The 18,951-nt window shown below is 64.4% G+C and carries 15 protein-coding genes and 3 pseudogenes; 12 read left to right on the top strand and 6 right to left on the bottom strand.

Annotation, left to right across the window (positions count from 1 at the left end; translation table 11 throughout):
* The 3 genes from AC629_RS41395 to AC629_RS41385 all read right to left on the bottom strand — a co-directional run.
* The coding region (locus tag AC629_RS41395) for an error-prone DNA polymerase (RefSeq protein WP_084810415.1) at positions 1-2,623 on the bottom strand (2,623 nt) is incomplete at its 3' end.
* Entirely contained in the window at positions 2,620-4,209 is a 1,590-nt protein-coding gene (locus tag AC629_RS41390) for a Y-family DNA polymerase (RefSeq protein WP_084810414.1), read from the bottom strand. The genes AC629_RS41395 and AC629_RS41390, both read right to left, overlap by 4 nt.
* Positions 4,109-4,894, bottom strand: coding sequence for an ImuA family protein (locus tag AC629_RS41385; protein ID WP_084810413.1), 786 nt, complete (start codon positions 4,892-4,894; stop codon positions 4,109-4,111). Before AC629_RS41385 ends, AC629_RS41390 begins: the two co-directional genes overlap by 101 nt.
* A gap of 165 nt (positions 4,895-5,059) precedes the next feature.
* Here AC629_RS41385 and AC629_RS41380 point away from each other — a divergent pair.
* Positions 5,060-6,456, top strand: a pseudogene (locus AC629_RS41380) (UdgX family uracil-DNA binding protein).
* A gap of 126 nt (positions 6,457-6,582) precedes the next feature.
* The gene (locus AC629_RS41375; protein ID WP_084810412.1) at positions 6,583-8,208 is read left to right on the top strand and encodes an inorganic phosphate transporter; all 1,626 of its coding nucleotides are present in this window, start codon (positions 6,583-6,585) and stop codon (positions 8,206-8,208) included.
* A gap of 75 nt (positions 8,209-8,283) precedes the next feature.
* Here the strand turns inward: AC629_RS41375 and AC629_RS41370 are convergent, their stop codons facing one another.
* Positions 8,284-9,456: a M20 aminoacylase family protein gene (locus AC629_RS41370; protein WP_084810411.1), complete on the bottom strand. Its 1,173-nt coding sequence runs from the start codon at positions 9,454-9,456 to the stop codon at positions 8,284-8,286.
* A gap of 170 nt (positions 9,457-9,626) precedes the next feature.
* Between AC629_RS41370 and AC629_RS41365 the strand changes: the two genes are divergently transcribed.
* The 3 genes from AC629_RS41365 to AC629_RS41355 all read left to right on the top strand — a co-directional run bounded on the left by AC629_RS41365 (position 9,627) and on the right by AC629_RS41355 (position 13,075).
* Positions 9,627-11,246, top strand: a complete 1,620-nt coding sequence (locus AC629_RS41365; RefSeq protein WP_084810410.1) for a GMC family oxidoreductase — start codon at positions 9,627-9,629, stop codon at positions 11,244-11,246.
* Between the two features lie 109 nt (positions 11,247-11,355).
* On the top strand, positions 11,356-12,249 hold the full coding sequence (locus AC629_RS41360; protein ID WP_084810409.1) for an alpha/beta fold hydrolase: 894 nt from the start codon (positions 11,356-11,358) through the stop codon (positions 12,247-12,249).
* A 454-nt stretch (positions 12,250-12,703) separates the two neighbouring features.
* A complete protein-coding gene (locus AC629_RS41355; RefSeq protein WP_084810408.1) occupies positions 12,704-13,075 on the top strand; it encodes a hypothetical protein in 372 nt (123 codons plus the stop codon).
* 17 nt (positions 13,076-13,092) lie between these two features.
* Here the strand turns inward: AC629_RS41355 and AC629_RS46200 are convergent, their stop codons facing one another.
* Positions 13,093-13,185 (bottom strand): helix-turn-helix domain-containing protein, encoded by a 93-nt coding sequence (locus AC629_RS46200; protein WP_168195719.1) that lies wholly within the window; start codon positions 13,183-13,185, stop codon positions 13,093-13,095.
* A gap of 322 nt (positions 13,186-13,507) precedes the next feature.
* Between AC629_RS46200 and AC629_RS41350 the strand changes: the two genes are divergently transcribed.
* The 6 genes and pseudogenes from AC629_RS41350 to AC629_RS49505 all read left to right on the top strand — a co-directional run bounded on the left by AC629_RS41350 (position 13,508) and on the right by AC629_RS49505 (position 16,929).
* Positions 13,508-14,452 (top strand): metallophosphoesterase family protein, encoded by a 945-nt coding sequence (locus AC629_RS41350; protein WP_084810407.1) that lies wholly within the window; start codon positions 13,508-13,510, stop codon positions 14,450-14,452.
* Between the two features lie 35 nt (positions 14,453-14,487).
* The gene (locus AC629_RS41345; protein WP_084810406.1) at positions 14,488-14,823 is read left to right on the top strand and encodes a cupredoxin domain-containing protein; all 336 of its coding nucleotides are present in this window, start codon (positions 14,488-14,490) and stop codon (positions 14,821-14,823) included.
* A gap of 127 nt (positions 14,824-14,950) precedes the next feature.
* A pseudogene (locus tag AC629_RS41340) lies at positions 14,951-15,498 on the top strand (sigma-70 family RNA polymerase sigma factor).
* Positions 15,495-16,259, top strand: a complete 765-nt coding sequence (locus AC629_RS41335; protein WP_084810405.1) for an anti-sigma factor family protein — start codon at positions 15,495-15,497, stop codon at positions 16,257-16,259. The pseudogene AC629_RS41340 and the gene AC629_RS41335 overlap by 4 nt, the downstream one beginning before the upstream one ends.
* Positions 16,260-16,329: 70 nt before the next feature.
* Positions 16,330-16,596: pseudogene (locus tag AC629_RS49510) on the top strand (type II toxin-antitoxin system RelE/ParE family toxin); the annotation flags it as partial.
* 27 nt (positions 16,597-16,623) lie between these two features.
* Positions 16,624-16,929: a HigA family addiction module antitoxin gene (locus AC629_RS49505; protein ID WP_245332169.1), complete on the top strand. Its 306-nt coding sequence runs from the start codon at positions 16,624-16,626 to the stop codon at positions 16,927-16,929.
* 9 nt (positions 16,930-16,938) lie between these two features.
* Here AC629_RS49505 and hpnO read toward each other — a convergent pair whose 3' ends face one another.
* Positions 16,939-18,330: an aminobacteriohopanetriol synthase HpnO gene (hpnO, locus tag AC629_RS41325; protein WP_084810403.1), complete on the bottom strand. Its 1,392-nt coding sequence runs from the start codon at positions 18,328-18,330 to the stop codon at positions 16,939-16,941.
* Positions 18,331-18,471: 141 nt separating this feature from the next.
* Between hpnO and AC629_RS41320 the strand changes: the two genes are divergently transcribed.
* Positions 18,472-18,951, top strand: a 480-nt coding sequence (locus AC629_RS41320) for a DUF2147 domain-containing protein (RefSeq protein ID WP_502693105.1), incomplete at its 3' end; no start/stop codon positions are given.

Genomic DNA, 18,951 nt, shown 5'->3' with positions numbered 1-18,951 from the left:
TCCGGGGCGGCGCGCCAGCGTCGAGCCCGGAATCCATAACCCCGATCGGGAGTATGGATTCCGGGCTCGCGCCTTTCGGCGCGCCCCGGAATGACGACTGGACGGTTTTGAGCTTCTCCTCATCCTCGTCCAGCCAGTGAAAGCCATCGATCTGGCGGAAGCCCAGGCGCACCGCGCAATATTTTCCTTTCCCCTCCTCCAGCGTGTTCTGCGCGAAACTATAGGACACGTCGATGTCGCGCACCTCGACGCCGTTCTTGCGAGCATCGCCGACGATCTGCGCCGGCGCGTAAAAGCCCATCGGCTGCGAGTTCAGCAGGCCGCCACAGAACGCATCGGGGTGATAATGCTTCAGCCATGAGGAGATATAGACGAGCTGCGCGAAGCTCGCGGCATGGCTCTCCGGGAAACCGTAGGAGCCAAACCCCTTGATCTGGTCAAAACAGCTTCTGGCAAATTCGGGATCGTAACCGCGCGCGATCATGTTGCCGATCAGCTTGTCCTCGTATTTGCCGATAGTGCCAACATTGCGAAAAGTCGCCATCGAGCGGCGCAGGCCGTTGGCTTCTTCAGAGGTGAATTTTGCCGCCTCAATTGCGATGCGCATCGCCTGTTCCTGGAACAGAGGCACGCCCTTGGTCTTGTGCAGCACCTTGTAGAGCTCGTCCGCGGGACCATACTCGGGCGATGGCGAGGGATAACGAACCTCCTCCTGACCGTTCCGTCGGCGTAAGTAAGGATGCACCATGTCGCCCTGGATCGGCCCCGGACGCACGATCGCGACCTCGATGACGAGATCGTAGAAGGTCCGCGGCTTCAGGCGCGGCAGCATGTTCATCTGCGCGCGGCTCTCGACCTGGAACACGCCGAGGGATTCACCGCGACACAGCATGTCGTAGACCCTGGGATCGTCCTGCGGGACGCTCGCTAGAACCCAGCGCTCGCCCTTGTGCGCGTCGATCAAATCAAAACATTTGCGGATGCAGGTCAGCATGCCCAGCGCGAGCACGTCGACCTTCATCATGTTGAGCGCGTCGACGTCGTCCTTGTCCCATTCGATGAAGGTGCGGTCGTCCATCGCGGCATTGCCGATCGGCACATAGGTGTCGAGCCGGTCCTGGGTCAGCACATAACCACCGACATGCTGGGAAAGATGGCGCGGGAACTCGATCAGCTCGGTCGCAAGCTCGACCGCAAGGTTGATCATGGGATTTTGCGGATCGAGCCCGGCCTGCCTGACCTGCATGTCGTTGAGGCCCTTGCCCCAGCTTCCCCAGACGGTGTCGGCGAGCGCGGCGGTGACGTCCTCGGTCAGGCCCAGTGCCTTGCCGACGTCGCGGATGGCGCTGCGCGGACGATAGTGGATGACGGTGGCGATGATCGCGGCGCGGTGGCGGCCGTAGCGGCGATAGACATATTGCATCACCTCCTCGCGGCGCGAATGCTCGAAGTCGACGTCGATATCAGGCGGCTCCAACCGTTCCTTGGAAATGAAGCGCTCGAACAACAGATCGACCTTGGTCGGGTCGACCGAGGTGATGCCGAGCACGTAGCAAACGGCCGAGTTCGCCGCCGATCCCCGCCCCTGGCACAGGATGTTCTGGCTGCGCGCGTAGTGAACGATGTCATGCACGGTGAGGAAATAGTGCGCGTAGTTCAGCTCGGCGATCAGCGCGAGCTCCTTGTTGAGCGTGGCGCGCAGCTTGTCATCGATCTTGCCGCCGAAATACTTGTCCACCCCCGCCCAGGTCAGATCCTCCAGATGCCCTTGCGCAGTCTTGCCCGGCGGCACCGGCTCGTCCGGATACTGGTATTTGAGCTGGTCGAGCGAGAAATCGATCTTGTCCGCAAAGCGCATGGTCTCCGCAATCGCCTCGGGAAAATCGCGAAACAGCCGCGACATTTCGCGTGGAGTCTTCAGGAACCGCTCGGCATTGGCCTCAAGCTTCCGTCCAACTGCCTCTATCGTGGTCTTTTCCCGGATGCAGGTCAGCACGTCCTGAAGAGGACGGCGCGCGGGATGGTGATAAAGCACCTCGTTGGTTGCGAGCAGCGGCACTTTTGCCTTTGCTGCGAGCTCGTCGAGCCGTGCCAGGCGGCGCCGGTCGTCGCCGCGATAGATCAGGCTCGCCGCCAGCCAGACGTCCTCGGCTCGGCTTGCCCTGAGCTTTGAAAGAACATCCAGCACCTGCTCGGGCTCGAAGCGATGCGGCAGCGTCAGGACCAGGAGCTGGCCTTCCGAGAACTCCAGGAGGTCAGAAAAAGTGAGACGGCATTCGCCCTTCTCGATCCGCGTGATGTCGTCGCCGCGTTTGCCCCTGGTGAGGAGCTGGCACAGTCGGCCATAGGCGGCGCGGTCGCGCGGATAGACAAGGATATCGGGCGTGCCGTCGATGAAGACGATACGCGCACCGATCAGCAGTTTCGGCTTGTGCAGCACCTCGGCATTGTCGAGTTCCTTGTAGGCGCGCACCACGCCGGCGAGCGTGTTGTGATCGGCAATGCCGATCGCGGGGATGCCGAGGATGCTGGCCTGATGCACATAGGCGCGCGGATCCGAACCGCCACGCAGGAAGGAGAAATTGGTGGTGATGCCGATTTCGGCATAAGCGGGCGTGTTCATGCGAAGAGACCGTGTACATACCAGTTGGGAGAAACCGGCTTGCCGTCGCCGTCGAACGCCTCCCCCTCGTAAAGACCGTCGCGGAAAATCCAGAAGCGCAGGCCCTCGGCATCCTCGATCCGGAAATAATCCCGTGTCAGCTGCCTGCCGTCCTGCCGCCACCATTCCATCGCGATGCGCTCAGGCCCCTCCACCCGCACCACCGCATGCAGCGCGCGGCGCCAGGTGAATTGATGCGGCGGACCATCGGGCACGGTCGCGAACGGCACCTTGATCGGCTCCGGCTTGTCGAACAGCCGCAACGGGCGCAGCGGCGGCTCGCTCTCGACGCGCGCCGGCCATTCGGCTTGCATGGCGGCGGCGAGATGATGCTGCGCCGGCGCGGCCAGCACCGCGCGCTCGGGGATATGGGTGTCCTGCGGCAGGTGCACGTCGACCCGCTTGCCGCCGATGCGCGCGGCGATGCGGTCGATCAGCGCGGAGAGCTCGTCATTGTCGTGGACATGAGCGTCGAGATCGCGCTGCTCCTGCACCACGATCTCGGTGCGGCTCGCCGACAGGCGCACCATGTCGAAGCCGAAACCGGGATCGAGGGGATCGGCAAGCGCATCGAGGCGCTCGCGGAACAGCCGGTCGACGACGACGCTTCGCGTCACCGGCCGCCCGGTCTCGACCATGATCGCGCGCACCACGCCGTCGGTCCGGAAGAAGGCGGCTTCCAGGCGTCGCGCGCCTTTGCCCTGCTTCTCCATGGACGCGATCAACGTGTCGGCAAGCCGCGACAGCGTCATTGCGATCATGGTGTCGGTCGCAATCGGTTCCGCAAAGCGCTTCTCCACGATGTAGTCGGGCAACGGCTTGCGCGGGCTGATCGGCGCATCGCCCTGCCCCAACGCATGCGCGAGCAGCATGGAGAACCGGGCGCCGAACCGCGCCGTGATCTCGTGCGGCTCGCGCGATGCGACATCACCGATCGTCTTCAGGCCGGCGCGGCGCAGGCCGGTGGTGATGGCCTCGCTCGCACCGAGCGCAGACAACGGAAATCGGCGGATCGCCTCCGCCTCCCCGCCATCGGCGACGATGCTGCCTGAAGCCTGCCGCGTCAGCGTGCGCGCGCAGACCGAGGTGCCGGCGATCGCCGCGCTAACGGCAAAGCCCTGGCGAGCGAGGGCGCGGACGAGGGTCTGCAACAACGCGGCTTCCCCACCGAACAGATGCGCGCAGCCGGTGATATCCAGGAACAGTCCGTGCGGCGGGTCGAGCGCCACCAGCGGCGTGAAGCGATCGCACCAATCGGCGATGTCGCTGAGCGTTTTCGCATCGGCCACGACATCGGCGTCGAACACCTTCAGGTCCGGGCACATCGCCCGCGCATTCGCCAGCGGCTGGCCGATATGCAGGCCGAGGCGCTCGGCGGCCTCATCCAGCGCATGGATCACCAGCGCGTTGTTGTCCTTGATGACAACAATGCTGGGCGTATTGCTCTTACCCAGCGCGCCGTTGAAGAACCGCTGGATCCGGTCGATGGGCAGGCGCGGCAGCCACAGGCTGAGGATACGTCGACGGCTCAGAGAATTGGCACTCATCACATTTCCATTCCATGATCCACCGGCCGCATGGGCCATGACGATTGCGCAAGAGTTCGGCATCGAAGCGCGGCGCGCCCCAGGCAGTCCATGCCTCCCCCGGCGGCGAATGGGCCGCGCGCAGCATCCATCTGGTCTCCGCGGTCGACGGCAAAGGTTGCGCGGCCATCCGCAGCATCAGGCCGGTGACGCCGGAAGATTGCGCGGCCAGCGTCAGCTTGCGGCTCGCCACGAGATCGAACTGCCGCGTCTCGCCCCAGAGCTCGAGCACGACGGCACCCAGCGCATCGCAGGCCAGCGCATCGGCCGAGGTGCGCAGCGCGCTCTCCACATCGGCCGCGCGCACCATCACCACGCGGCGCGGATCGAGACCGAGCTCGGCGAGCCCGCTCATCGACAGCGCGCCCGTTTCAATTTCCGAAAAATCCTGCCGCACCCACAGCAGCGGCCGGCGCGCCGAGACGCGTCCCGCGAGCCCCATGACGAAGCCCGTCGCCGCCGTCCCCTGCCGGCCCTCGCAAAACACCTCGTGGATCGCCGCGCGCGCGAGCCCGCCCTTCAGCGCCCCGTCGGCCTCGCTGTGGCCGAGCGCGACGCGATCGCGATGGTGCACGACCTCCGCCGTCTCGATGCGCTCGATCTGGCCGCGCAAGGTCGCAAGCGCGCTTGTCCGTGCGCCGCTCATATACGCCGCTCCTTCAGAGGTGATTGCCGGTGGCTCTCAAAAGAGAACCAACGGCTGGCTCATTTGTTCATGATATGTTCTAATATAAAGCTAACAGCGCCCTAGGAGTCAATCGAATTGGCGCACTTCCAGATTCATGAGCGGAATCAAAGGGATTCAGGTGTCATGTACCTCATCACGCTCGATAGCGAGACCGATTTCGACGGCTGGCGCAAAACCGCACGTGCCCTCGCACTGCATCACGTCGCGCCGGCCGACGTGACGTGGAGTGTGCAGGGCCAGGCGAAAGACGACGTGCCGCCCGGCCTGTGCGAAGCGCCAGGCCTTCCCCCGATCGAGACCGACAGCACCTTCAACGTGCCCGCCAATTTCATCGAGCTCGCACGCATCGCGATCCTTTATCGCGACAGTGAGCGCTTTGCGCTGCTCTATCGCCTCTTGTTGCGGTTGCGGAGCGATCACGATCTGCTCGATATCAGGACCGATCCAGACGTCGCGCTGGCGACGGCAATGGCCGGCAGCGTGCATCGCGACGTGCAGCGGATGCGCGACGTCATCCGTTTCCGCGAGATCGGACGCGAGCACAAGGCGCATTACGCCGCCTGGTTTGTGCCGGAGCATCACATCGTCGAATTCGCCGCCCCCTTCTTCTCGCGCCGCTACGCCGACATGCCCTGGTCGATCCTCACGCCCGACGTTTGCGCCCATTGGGACGGCCACGCGATCTCGTTCACGCCGGGGATCAGCCAGACGGAGATGCCCGCCCCAAACCGGTTGGAGGAAACCTGGCGCCGTCACTTCCGATCGGACCAACCGATCGCACCGGAAGTGCCGAAGAAGCGCCGGAGGAACCTGTCGGAAGCCTCAATACTTGAACCTCTGCTCTCTGATGCCGAACGCTGGATCGGCGGAAGGATCAACCCGTCTCCGGGGCCGCCCATGCAACGCAAACCCGCCGCCGACGATCTCGAAGCGCTTCGCGAGGAGGCCGCGCATTGCCGCGCGTGTCCGCTCTACAAGGACGCGACGCAAACCGTGTTCGGTGAGGGCCCGAAAGACGCCACCATCATGCTGGTCGGCGAGCAGCCCGGCGACAAGGAAGACCTTGCCGGCCATCCCTTCGTCGGCCCGGCCGGCCAGATGCTCAACCGCGCGCTGGAGGAAGCAGGCGTCGACCGCAAGAAAGTCTATGTCACCAACGCGGTCAAACATTTCAAATTCGTGCCGCGCGGAAAGATCCGCCTGCATCAGAAGCCGGCAACGCCGGAGATCAGGGCATGCCGGCAAGGTATGAGCGGGAAGTTTCGGCAATCCAGCCCGACCTCATCGTGGCGATGGGCGCCACCGCCGCGCAAAGCGTGTTCGGCAAGATCACTCCGATCGGCAAGACCCGCGGCCGGCTCATCGACCTTCCCGACGGACTCAAGGCTCTGGTGACGGTGCACCCGTCCTATCTGCTGCGGCTGCCTGATCCGGAAACCAAGGTGCTGGAATATCAGCGCTTTGTCGAAGACCTGAAGATCGCCGCCGGCATGCAGAAGAAAGCCGCGCGCGCCGCCTGACATACACATCGCTGCTCGGTGCCATGCGGTGGAGAAGTCCTCCCGTCTCAACCATTCGTCAACCATTTCAACCGGCTGTCACATGCCGCGCGCAAAATTGGAGGCCTTGCGACAGGAGAATTTCCAATGAGTGATGTTGCTTTGCCCGGCTCCATCGAGCCAGCCTTACGTAAAGGGGGACCCGACCTCGACCGCGGATTCCATCCGCTCACCGGCGTGATCTATATGGGGGTCATCGCCGCTGCGCTGCTTTTCGTAGCCTACAGCATCTGGGTCGACGTCGATGCGACCGGCACGCAGGTCAAGACCATCGCCCCCTTCCTCCTGCTCTTCGTCGCGCTTCTGATCGCGCTCGGCTTCGAGTTCGTGAACGGCTTCCACGACACCGCCAATGCGGTCGCGACCGTGATCTACACCCGCTCGCTGCCCGCCCACGTCGCCGTGGTGTGGTCCGGCATGTTCAACCTGTTCGGCGTGCTGCTCTCCTCGGGCGCGGTCGCCTTCGGCATCGTGTCGCTGCTGCCGGTCGAGCTGATCCTTCAGGTCGGCTCCAGCGCCGGCTTCGCGATGGTGTTCGCGCTGTTGATCGCCGCCATCATCTGGAACGTCGGCACCTGGTATTTCGGCCTGCCGGCCTCGAGCTCGCACACCCTGATCGGTTCGATCATGGGCGTCGGCATCATGAACGCGGTCCTGCACGGCCGCAGCGGCACCTCGGGTGTCGACTGGAGCCAGGCCACCAACATCGGTAAGGCCCTGCTGCTGTCACCACTGTTCGGCTTCGCGCTCGCCGCCGGCCTGCTCTTGATCCTGCGCACCGTGCTGCTGCGCGCCACGCCCGCTTTGTTCGGCGAGCCGAAGGGCGACCAGCCGCCGCCGTGGTGGATCCGCGGCATCCTGATCCTCACCTGCACGCTGGTGAGCTTCTTCCACGGCTCCAACGACGGTCAGAAGGGCATGGGCCTGATCATGCTGATCCTGATTGGTGTGGTGCCGACCGCCTACGCGCTCAACCGCGCGCTGCCGGAGAACCAGATCGCAGCGTTCATCACGAACTCGGAGGCCGCGAGCAAGATCATCGAGAGCAAAGCGGCCGGCTACAACGTGATCGGCAACCCGCGGCCGGCCGTCACCAACTTTGTCGCGCAGCGCGAGGTCAACGCTGGCACCTTCCCGTCGCTCGCAGCGCTGGTGCGCGATATCGCAAAGCAGGTCTCCACCTACGGCTCGCTCGCCAAGGTGCCGGCCGAAGCCGTCGGCAACACCCGCAACGACATGTACCTCGTCTCGGAAGCGCTCCGCTTCCTGATGAAGGACAAGGAAGCCGAACTCAGCGCCGACGACGTCGCCGTGCTCACGGCCTACAAGGGCTCGCTCGACAGCGCCACGAAGTTCATCCCCGGCTGGGTGAAGATCGCTGTCGCCATCGCGCTCGGCCTCGGCACCATGGTCGGCTGGAAGCGTATCGTCGTCACGGTCGGCGAGAAGATCGGCAAGACCCACCTCACCTACGCGCAGGGGGCCTGCGCCGAGATCACGGCGGCCGCCACCATCGCCGCCGCCGACGTCTACGGTTTGCCGGTCTCGACGACCCACGTGCTGTCATCGGGCATCGCCGGCACCATGGCCGCCAACGGCTCGGGCCTGCAATGGGCGACGATCCGCAACATCGCCATGGCCTGGGTATTGACCCTGCCGGCCGCGATGATCATCTCGGGCACGCTGTACTATTTGTTCTCGCACCTGTTCTGAGCGAACACAGAACTCGACGACAAAGGGCCCGTGCGATGCACGGGCCCTTTTCCGTTGCGGCTTCTCATCCAAGCCTTACGATGCTGCGAGCGACTCCTCGACCAGCTTGACCCAGTAGGACGTGCCGTAGACGATCGCCTCGTCGTTGAAATTGTAGGCGGGGTGATGCAGGCCGGCGCTGTCGCCGTTGCCGCAGAAGATGAAGGCGCCGGGACGCGCTTCCAGCATGTAGGCGAAATCCTCGCCGCCCATCAGCGGCGGCATCTCGTGCACGTTGGCATCGCCCGCAACTTGCTTTGCGATCCGTCGCGCCACCTCGGTTTCCGCGGCGTGGTTGTTCACGACAGGATAATTGCGCTTGTAGTGCAGATCGATCTTGGCGCCGGTGATCTGCGCCACGCCCGCCACCACTTCGTGCACGCGCTTCTCGACGAGCTTGCGCACCTCCGGCGACAGCGTGCGGATGGTGCCCCTCAGCGTCGCAGTCTGCGGAATGACGTTGCGGGCGTTGCCGGCGTGGAACTCGCAGATCGAGATCACGGCGGAATCCAGCGGATCGACGCTGCGCGCGACGATCGACTGCAGCGCCGTGATCACCTGCGCGCCGACGAGCACGGAGTCGACGCATTTGTGCGGACGCGCGGCATGGCCGCCGAGACCCTCGATCATGATGTCGACCTCGTCGGTCGCTGCCATGATCGGACCCGGCCGGATCGCGAACGAGCCGATCGGAATGCCCGGGCCGTTATGCATGCCGTAGACCTGCTCGATGCCGAAGCGCTCCATCAGCCCGTCCTTGACCATGGCCGCGCCGCCGGCACCGCCCTCCTCGGCCGGCTGGAAGATGACCACCGCGTCACCCGCGAAGTTGCGGGTCTCGGCGAGGTAGCGGGCAGCGCCGAGCAGCATCGCGGTGTGGCCGTCATGGCCGCAGGCGTGCATTTTGCCCGGGGTCTTGGACGCGTACGGCAGGTTGGTCTGTTCCTCGACCGGAAGCGCGTCCATGTCGGCACGCAGGCCGATCACCTTGAGCCCCTCGCCGGCCGGCTTGTTGCCCTTGATCACGCCGACCACGCCAGTCTGGCCGATGCCGGTCACGACCTGGTCGCAGCCGAACTCGCGCAGGCGGTCCGCGACGAATGCTGCAGTGCGGTGGACGTCATACAGCAACTCGGGATGCTGGTGGATGTCGCGCCGCCAGGTCTGGATATCGGGTTGAAGGTCGGCGACGCGGTTCACGATGGGCATGGAGGGACTCAAGCTTTGTTGAAAATGCAGGCCTGTCTACCATGCAACCACCAGTCCACCCAACTGCCCCGGAGCGGGGTCTAGCCCTGCCTGCCCGGCATGGCCGGGCTTGTCCCGGCCCGCTCGTCTGCCTATTAGGACGGAACGTTAAGTGACCGGGTGGAAGCAGAATGCCAAGACGGCTCGAAGGTGAGTTTGACTACATTGTCGTCGGAGCCGGCACGGCAGGCTGCATCGTCGCCAACCGGCTGTCGGCCGATCCTCGCAACCGCGTCCTCATCCTCGAAGCCGGCGGCGACGACAACTGGATCTGGTTCCACATCCCTGTCGGCTATCTCTTCGCGATCGGAAATCCGCGCTCGGACTGGATGTTCAAGACCGAGGCCGAGCCGGGCCTGAACGGCCGCGCGCTCGCCTATCCCCGCGGCAAGGTGATCGGCGGCTGCTCGGCGATCAACGCCATGATCTCGATGCGTGGACAGGCCGCCGATTACGACCACTGGCGCCAGCTCGGCATGACCGGCTGGGGCTATGACGACGTGCTGCCGATGTTCAAGCGGCTGGAGGATCACTTCCTCGGCGCGAGCGAGCATCACGGTACCGGCGGTGGCTGGCGCATCGAGGCGCCGCGGCTGTCGTGGGACGTTCTCGACGCCGTCGGCGATGCCGCCGAGGAGATGGGCATCAAGCGCATCCCGGATTTCAACACCGGCGACAACGAAGGCACGAGCTATTTTCACGTCAACCAGAAACGCGGCCGGCGCTGGTCGTCGGCGCGCGGCTTCCTCAAGCCCGCGCTGAAGCGCCCCAATCTGCGGCTCGAGAAGCACGTGCTGGTCGAGCGCCTCATCATCGAGCAGGGCCGCGCCGTCGGCGTGCGCTACATCCAGAACGGCGAGATCATCGAGGCGCGTGCGAAACGCGAGGTGATCCTCTCGGCAGGCTCCATCGGCTCGGTGCAGGTGCTGCACCGCTCCGGCATCGGGCCCTCCGACTGGCTGTCGCCGCTCGGCATCGACATCGTCATGGACAAGCCCGGCGTCGGTCGCAATCTGCAGGATCACCTTCAGCAGCGCGCGATCTACAAGGTCGAGGATGTGCGCACGCTGAACGAAACCTACTACAACCTGTTCCGACGCGGCCTGATGGGGCTCGACTACGCCTTTCGCCGCCGCGGTCCTCTGACCATGGCGCCGTCGCAGCTCGGCATCTTCACACGCTCCGATGCGACGCGCGCCCGCGCCAACATCCAGTTCCATGTGCAGCCGCTGTCGCTCGACAAGTTCGGCGATCCCCTGCACCGCTTCCCCGCCATCACCGTCAGCGCCTGCAATCTCCAGCCGACCTCGCGCGGCACCGTGCGCCTGCGCGCGGCGAGCCCGGACGAAAAGCCAATCATCGCACCGAACTATCTTTCGACCGATGACGACCGCCAGGTCGCCGCCGACGCGATCCGCACCACACGCCGCCTGATGCAGCAGAAAGCGCTCGCCAAATATCACCCGAGCGAGTACCTGCCCGGCCCTTCCGTCGGCGATGACGATGCCTCGCTTGCCAAGGCCGCCGGCGACATCGGCACCACGATCTTCCATCCCGTCGGCACCGCGAAGATGGGCGCGGCGAATGATCCGATGGCTGTGGTCGACGAGCGCCTGCGTTTCTTCGGCCTCGGAAGCTTGCGCATCGTCGATGCCTCGATCATGCCGACCATCACCTCGGGCAATACCAACACGCCGACCGCGATGATCGCCGAAAAGGGCGCGACGATGATCCTGGAGGATTCGAAGTAAACGAACCCCGCAGCCCGGATGGAGCGCAGTGCAATCCGGGAAGCTGCCACACCCCACCGGATTTCGCTGCGCTCCATCCGGGCTACGACGCATCACAGCTTAATTCAGGATGACTCAGCACCGCTTTTCAATCGGCCCCGCCGACGCGCAAATCGCCATGTTGCAATGGGGCAAGAGCGGGAAACCGCCTGCCCTCCTCCTGCACGGCACCGGTTTCGTCGCCCACGTCTGGGACGAGGTCGCGCGCGAGCTCGCCTCGACCTACACCGTCTACGCGCTCGACCGCCGCGGCCACGGCGCAAGCCACAAGCCCGGCGCCTATCACTTCCTGGACTACGCCGATGATGTTTGCCGGGTGGTCGATGCGCTCGATCTTCGCGATATCTACGGCGTCGGCCACAGCGCGGGCGCGACCGACCTGCTGCTTGCGGCGAAACTTCGGCCGGAGCGCTTCACACGCCTGTTCGTGATGGAGCCGACCGTGATGGACCCGCGCGCGGCCCGCAATCCGTCCGCGGGATTGAGCGAAGAATCCCTCTCCCGCGTGCAGGGCACGCTGCGCCGACGGGCCGAGTTCGACAGCGCTGACGCGGCCTTCGAGCGCTACCGCGCTGCGCCGGCGTTTGCAGATTGGACCGAGGCCTCGCTCCGGGCCTATGTGCGCCACGGCTTCACGCTGCTCGACAATAGCCGCGTTCAGCTCTGCTGCACGCCCCAGATCGAGTCGGCGATCCTGCGTCCGATCTACGAGGCGATGGAGCAGGTCTATACCGGCGATGCCCGCGGCAATCCGTTTGACTGGCTGACCGAGATCGACTGCCCGGTACGCGTCACGACCGCCGTAAAGTCCGGGGCCATCTACAAGGACATGGCGTCCCGTGCCGTGTCGCTGATTCCGCGGGTCAGCACGCTGGCCTTCGAGGGCGCCGGTCATTGTGTGGCGCAGGAGGTCCCGGAGCGCGTGGTGGAGGCCGTGAGAGAATTCGCCGAGTTTGTACGCTAATCTCTTGTGCCCCGGACGCGGCGCAGCCGCCATAAGCGCGTCACGCGCGTCTTCAACGCGCTATGTTGATGCGCCGCAGAGCCGGGGCCCAGACCGCCCGAGTTCGAGCGCGCCGTCGATCTTGCGGATTTCGGCAATCACGTGAGATAGCTCGCAATCAACCCACTGTCAGCTGTTGGCTCTGAACCGAAGGCCTTCGGCCAGATCGAGAGCCCCCCATGGTGAAGCGGCACGGGCGCGTCGGGCTGTCTCCTTCCCTTGGCGCGCTGCCGTCTGTGGATGCCCCCCGCAGACGTACCGGCCGGAACCAGGACCTCCTTCAATGCGACGAAACAGGAATGAAACCATTTTCCAGCTTTCACGAAGGCATGGTGAAACCTTCAGCAATTAGGGAAAACGACGGGTCAAGGGCGCTGCGTAGATGGCGACGAATAGCCATCGGGCGAGGGACAGAATGTCACAGGTTCGTAAAGCTCTCTTAGGCGCTGTCGCGATCGCATTGACGCTCGGCGCGGTGCAGTTCGCTTCAGGTCACGACCTCGTAGACCGCTGGCAGGCCGAACAGCCAAGCTACGTCGTCAATCGCGCCAGCAAGGCAGATCGCCTCGGCGACCTCAAGCGGCTTGCAGTTCCGATGAAAACGGTCTCCCTGCGCCCGAACGATCTCGCCGATACCTCGGTCGTGCTGCGTCTTCCGTCTGCGCAGGTCCGCGCTACCAAGCCGACGCAAAATCAAAGCCGTAAGCCGACACTCGCCTGCGAGCCCATGGTCAGCGTGCTCACGGAAGTCGCGAGGCTCCTGCCGCCCGGCCGCTGCGTGACCTGATCGGCGAGGCGGTCGGATCAGGCGAGGATTCGCTGCACGGTGCTGGTGCTGGTGCCGAGCGTCTTGGCGATCTTGATCTTGCCTATGCCCTGTGCGTGAAGCGCCTTCACCTTAGTCGCGATGACTGCCTTCGTCGTGCCCCAGCGCTCGGTGTGGTTTGTTGCTTCACACCGAGCAACTGGTGCTTAGCTGGGCCTACTCGATGTCCGCTTTCGCTCCCAAAGGGCGAGCCGAAGCTCAGTCTTCGTCCTCGTTCGTAGAAGCTCAGCTTAGTTGCGTGGGTCCCGGCTCTGCGGCGCACCGCCAAGAGGCGCTGCACCGCGTCCGGGACACAAGACCCAGTTCACGAAATCGTCATCGCGTCCGGGAATAAGTCCCTCCCTCGCCCAATCACCTCCCCGAAGCCCAATTCCGGGCGAGAGGAGGCGTGTGATGAGCGGACGCGATCACGGGGAAGACGGCGTCAGCCGCCGCAAGGTACTGGAATGCATGACCTGGGCCGGCACCGGCGTGCTCTGGACCATCACGGGCGGCGTGCCGCACTCGCTCGGCATCATCGATTCCGCGCAGGCCGCGACCGCGGCCGCGCCCGGCATGAGCTTCCTCCAGATCAGTGACAGCCATGTCGGCTTCGACAAGCCGGCCAATCCCAACGCGCTCGGCACGCTCGAGGAAGCGGTCAACAAGATCAACGCGCTGCCGGCAAAACCCGCCTTCATGATCCACACCGGCGACATCACCCATCTGTCCAAGGTCGCCGAGTTCGACAATGCCGAGCGCATCATCTCGCAGAGCAAGCTCGACGTGCACTACGTGCCCGGCGAGCATGACTTCCTCGACGAGGAGGTGAAGCTCTATCGCGAGCGCTATGGCCGCGGCACCAAGGGCGCTGGCTGGTACTCCTTCGACGCCGGCGGCGTGCACTTCGTCGGTCTTGTCAACGTCGTCGACCTCAAGGCCGGCGGCCTCGGCAATCTCGGCGCCGAGCAGCTCGCCTGGCTGCAAGACGATCTCCGCGGCAAGTCGAAATCGACGCCGATCGTGCTGTTCGCCCACATCCCGCTCTGGACCGTCTATCCGGAATGGGGTTGGGGCACCGAGGACGGTGGCCGCGCGCTGGAATACGTCAAGGGCTTTGGCTCCGTCACCGTGCTCAACGGCCACATCCACCAGGTGATGCAGAAGGTCGAGGGCAACGTCACCTTCCACACCGCGCGCTCGACCGCCTTCCCGCAGCCGGCGCCGGGAACCGCCCCCTCGCCGGGTCCGATGAAGGTCGAGGACGCAAAGCTGCGCTCCATGCTTGGCGTCGCCAGCATCAACTTCAAGCAGAACGAGCAGCGGCTCGCGATCATCGACACGCCGCTCCAGGGCTGATCCAAGGTCGATTCAAGGCTGAACGGAAGCTGACAATGAAAACACTCAACCGCCGCGACTTCGGTGTCGCCTTCGGCCTCTCTTTGGCCGCGGCCATCCTGCTGCCCGCAACAACTGCCCGCGCCGACGACGTGGAAGTGCATATCGACAACTTCGTATTCCAGCCGGCCGAGCTCCAGGTCAAGGTCGGCACCACCGTGACCTGGACCAACCGGGACGACATCCCGCACGCCATCGTGTCGGCCGGCAAGTTCAGGTCCAAGACCCTGGACACCGACGACAAATTCTCGTTCACTTTCACCAATGCGGGCGACTACAAGTATTTTTGTTCGCTGCACCCGCACATGACGGGGATGATCAAGGTTGAGTAACGTCTCAAACCAAGGCATCAACGTCTTGCCCGGCCGGTGGTCCCACGCCGGCCGGGCTCGTGCACCTTCAGTCACGCACAGGGACGAAACGAAGCCGCGAACGGAACAAGAGGCAAAGCGAGGAGCGATGCCCGCCAACGACGATTTGCAGAAGGCGCAGCGCTTCCGCGAGGCGGCACTGCCCTATCTCGACGACGTTTACACGCTCGCGCGCTATCTGCTGCGCGATGCCTCCGACGCCGAGGATGCGGTGCAGGAGTGCTACCTGCGCGCGCTGAAGCATTTTGACAGCTATCGCGGCCCGCGATGAAGCCCTGGCTGTTCGCGATCCTGCGCAACGTCTGCAACGCCGAATATGCGCGGCGCGCGCATTCGCACAGCGCGATCGAGGACACGCCCGGCGCCGCCGAACAAACGCCAATATGGCAGGAGAGCGAGGCGAGCCCCGAAACCGAAATGCTGCGCAGCCGCGATGCCGGCGCGATCCGCAAGCTGATCGATGCGCTCGCCGAACCGTTCAAGGAAACATTCGTGCTGCGGGAGATCAACAACCTGTCCTATCGTGAAATTGCCGAGACCGTCGGCGCGCCCGTCGGCACCGTGATGTCCCGCCTCGCCCGCGCCCGAGCCATGCTGCGTGCGGCCTGGACAGCGGAAGAGGAGCAAGTGAGATGACCTGCGACGAAGCAAAGATCGTGCTTCACGCGCTGCTCGATGGCGAGCTGGATGCCGGCCACGCGCGCGAGGTCGAAGCGCATATCGCAAGCTGCCCGACCTGCGCGCCGGAGTTCGCGGCACAACGCGACATGCAGCGCATGCTCGCCAACACCAACCTGCGCTACACCGCACCGACGAGCCTGCGTGCCCGTATCGAGGCCTCACTGCCGCAACCGCAGCGCCAGCCGACCCGCCGCTCCGTGCTGCGCGGCTTTGCGATGGGCTCGGCCGTATCAGCCCTCGCCGCCTCCGGCGTCGTGGCTGTGGTGCTGCGTCAGGACGACCAGCAGCGCATCCTGTCGGAGGTCGTCTCCGCGCATCTGCGCTCGCTCCAGGCCGGCCACCTCATCGACGTGGTCTCGACCGACCAGCATACCGTCAAGCCATGGTTCAACGGCAAGCTCGATGTGGCCCCGCCCGTGATCGACCTCACCGCGCAGGGTTTTACTCTCGTCGGCGGTCGGCTCGATTATATCGACGGGCGCGCCATCGGCGCGGTCGTCTACAAGCGCCGGCAGCACGTGATCAACCTGTTCGTGGCGCAGACATCGAGCACGGAATATCGCGCGCCGAAGACCGAGACCATGCAGGGCTTCAACTGCCGCCACTGGAGCAATCGCGGCCTGAACTTCTGGGCCGTCAGCGATATCGGCGCCGACGAGCTCGCCGAGTTCGTGGATAAGTTCGAGGCGACGATGAAGGTGAATGTGGAGGGTTAGCTTCGCTGATGTATCACGCACTGATACAAAGCCCTTGCGGGCATGTATCAGAGAATGATACGCTACTTGAGTGATCAGGACGTTTCGGGACAAAACAACTGAGGCGATCTTTAACGGCGAAAGTCCCAAGGGCTTTCCAGCCGACTTGGTGAAGGTTGCGCGGCGGAAATTGCGCTATCTGCACGCCGCAGGCCAACTTGGCGACCTAAGGGCGCCGCCCGGCAACCGTCTCGAAGCTTTGGCGGGCGATCGCAAGGGGCAACACTCGATCAGGATCAACGATCAGTCTCGAGTGCGCTTCATTTGGACTGCGCAAGGGTCCACCGAGGTCGAGATCGTGGATTATCACTACGAAAGCGCGACAATGGCAAAGAAACTCAAGCCCATGCATCCTGGCGAAGTTCTGCGGGAAGAATTTTTGATCCCGCTGGGCGTGTCCGCTGGCGCGCTCGCCAGGACATGCGGCCTGCCGCGCACGCGTATTGAGCGGATTGCGAGTGAGCAGACAGGGATCACCGCCGATACCGCGCTTCGGCTCGCCAAGGCGCTCGGCACGACGGCCGAGCTTTGGCTCAATCTTCAGAACGATTATGACATCCAGATCGCCAAACGCGATCTCGGCAAGGCGCTCGATCGCATCGAGACCGTGAACAAGCCGAAGGCGGCCTGAGCGATCAGCCTACGCCGACCGCCTCACCGCATTGTCCACCAGCGTCTTGCCAAGCGACCAGATCGCGCCGGGGACCTTGTGGCTGCCGGCGATGACGTCGTCGAAGGCGCGCTCGATCCAGCTGCAGTCTTCCTCGGTGACGGTAAGCGGCGGCAACAGCTTGATGGTGTGGCTGCCGTGACCCGCGACCTGGGTCAGGATCTTGTGATCCTTGAACAGCGGCACGGTGATGAGCTGGCAGAACAGGCCCTTGTTTGCGGTCTCGAGCACGTTCCAGGAGGCCCGCAGGCGCAATGACTTCGGCGGGCCGAACTCGATGCCGATCATCAGGCCCTTGCCGCGCACTTCCTTCATAAGCTCGTAGCCGGGCACCATGCGTGTCAGCGCCAGGCGCAGCTCGGCGCCGCGCTTGGCGGCGGACTCGATCAGCTTCTCGGACTCCATCACGTCCAGCGTGGCAATGCCGGCGGCCATCGCGAGATCGTTCTTGGAGAAGGTGGAGCCGTGCACCACCGCACGGTCCATCTGGTTGAAGATCTTGTCGAAGATGCTCTTGCGCGTCAGCACGGCGCCGACCGGCACGTGGCCGCCGGACAGCGACTTCGACAGCAGCACCATGTCGGGCTCGACGTTCCAGTGCTCGACCGCGAGGAAGCGGCCGGTGCGGCCCATGCCGGTCTGGATCTCGTCGGCGACGAAGAGCGTACCGTATTTCTTGCAGAGCGCGGCCGCGCCGGGCAGGAACTCGTCGGTGGGCATGTTGACGCCCTTGCCCTGGATCGGCTCGACGACGAAGGCCGCGACCTCACGCGAGGCCAGCGCCTTTTCGAGCGCGGCAAGATCGTTGAACGGAATCGAGGTGCAGCCCGGCAGCAGCGGCTCGAAGCCGGTGCGGAAGTTCGAATCACCCGTCAGCGACAGCGCGCCATAGGTCAGGCCGTGATAGCCATGGGCGCAATAGACGATGCCCGGGCGACCGGTGGCACCGCGGGCGAACTTGATCGCGGCCTCGACGCATTCGGCGCCGGAGTTGGCGAAGAACGCCTTGTCGAGATAGGGAACGTATTTCAAGAGCCGCTCGGCGAGCACGCCGGCGAGCGTCGAGACGTCGAACTGGACGAGATTGGGAAGGTCGGCATCGAGCACGCTCTTGAGCGCCTCGCGCATCACCGGATGATTGCGCCCGATTGCAAACACGCCAAAGCCGGACAAGAGGTCGAGATAGCGCGCACCGTCACGGTCGTAGAGGTACTGCCCCTGGCCCTTCTGGAAGCCGACATCGTAGCCAATCGTCTTGAGAACCCGAACGAACTGCTCGTTCAGATACCGATTATGCAGGGCGCTGCGCTGGGCCTGACGGTCCGCGAACAGCTGAGACATGTCTGGATTTAGGCTGTGCATCCGCTACATACTTCGGTTGAGGGCCGTCTCGTCAACTGAAAACGGACCGTTACTGAAAACGGTCTGTGCGGCCTTTTGCCCTTTTTCGGACCATCTTCGCAAGCACAGCTTTAGACCATGTTGCACTGCCAAGGAACTATCATGCGTTTAGCCCTTTACACCGGTATAATACTGGCTGGCGGTTACACCTGCCTTACTGCGGCGTTCGCCGCCGATCCCACCGGCGACTGGCGGGTCGCCGATGGCGTCGCCAACATCCGTGTCGCCCAGTGCAATGGCAGCGTCTGGGGCGCAGTTTCCTGGGAAAAGGTGCCCGGCGGACGCGACGAGTACAATCCGGATGCGTCAAAAAAGAACAGGCCGACGCTCGGCATGCCGACCCTGATCGACATGAAGAAGAAGCCCGGGGTCGATCTGTGGGAAGGACAGGTCTACAACGCGAAGGATGGTCAGCTCTACAGCGCAACCATCACGCCGGCTGGCGCCGACCAGCTCGAAATCAAGGGCTGCGTGATGGGCTTCCTCTGCGGTGGCGAGACCTGGACCCGCGTTGGCCCGCCGATCCCGGCAAGCCCCGCCCGGGGCCAAGGGCGCGCCGAAGTCGACCGGCACGGCGCCGAA

The sequence above is a fragment of the Bradyrhizobium sp. NAS80.1 genome, from assembly GCF_001908205.1.
Classification (GTDB): domain Bacteria; phylum Pseudomonadota; class Alphaproteobacteria; order Rhizobiales; family Xanthobacteraceae; genus Bradyrhizobium.
This window is presented reverse-complemented; position numbering and strand designations above follow the sequence as displayed.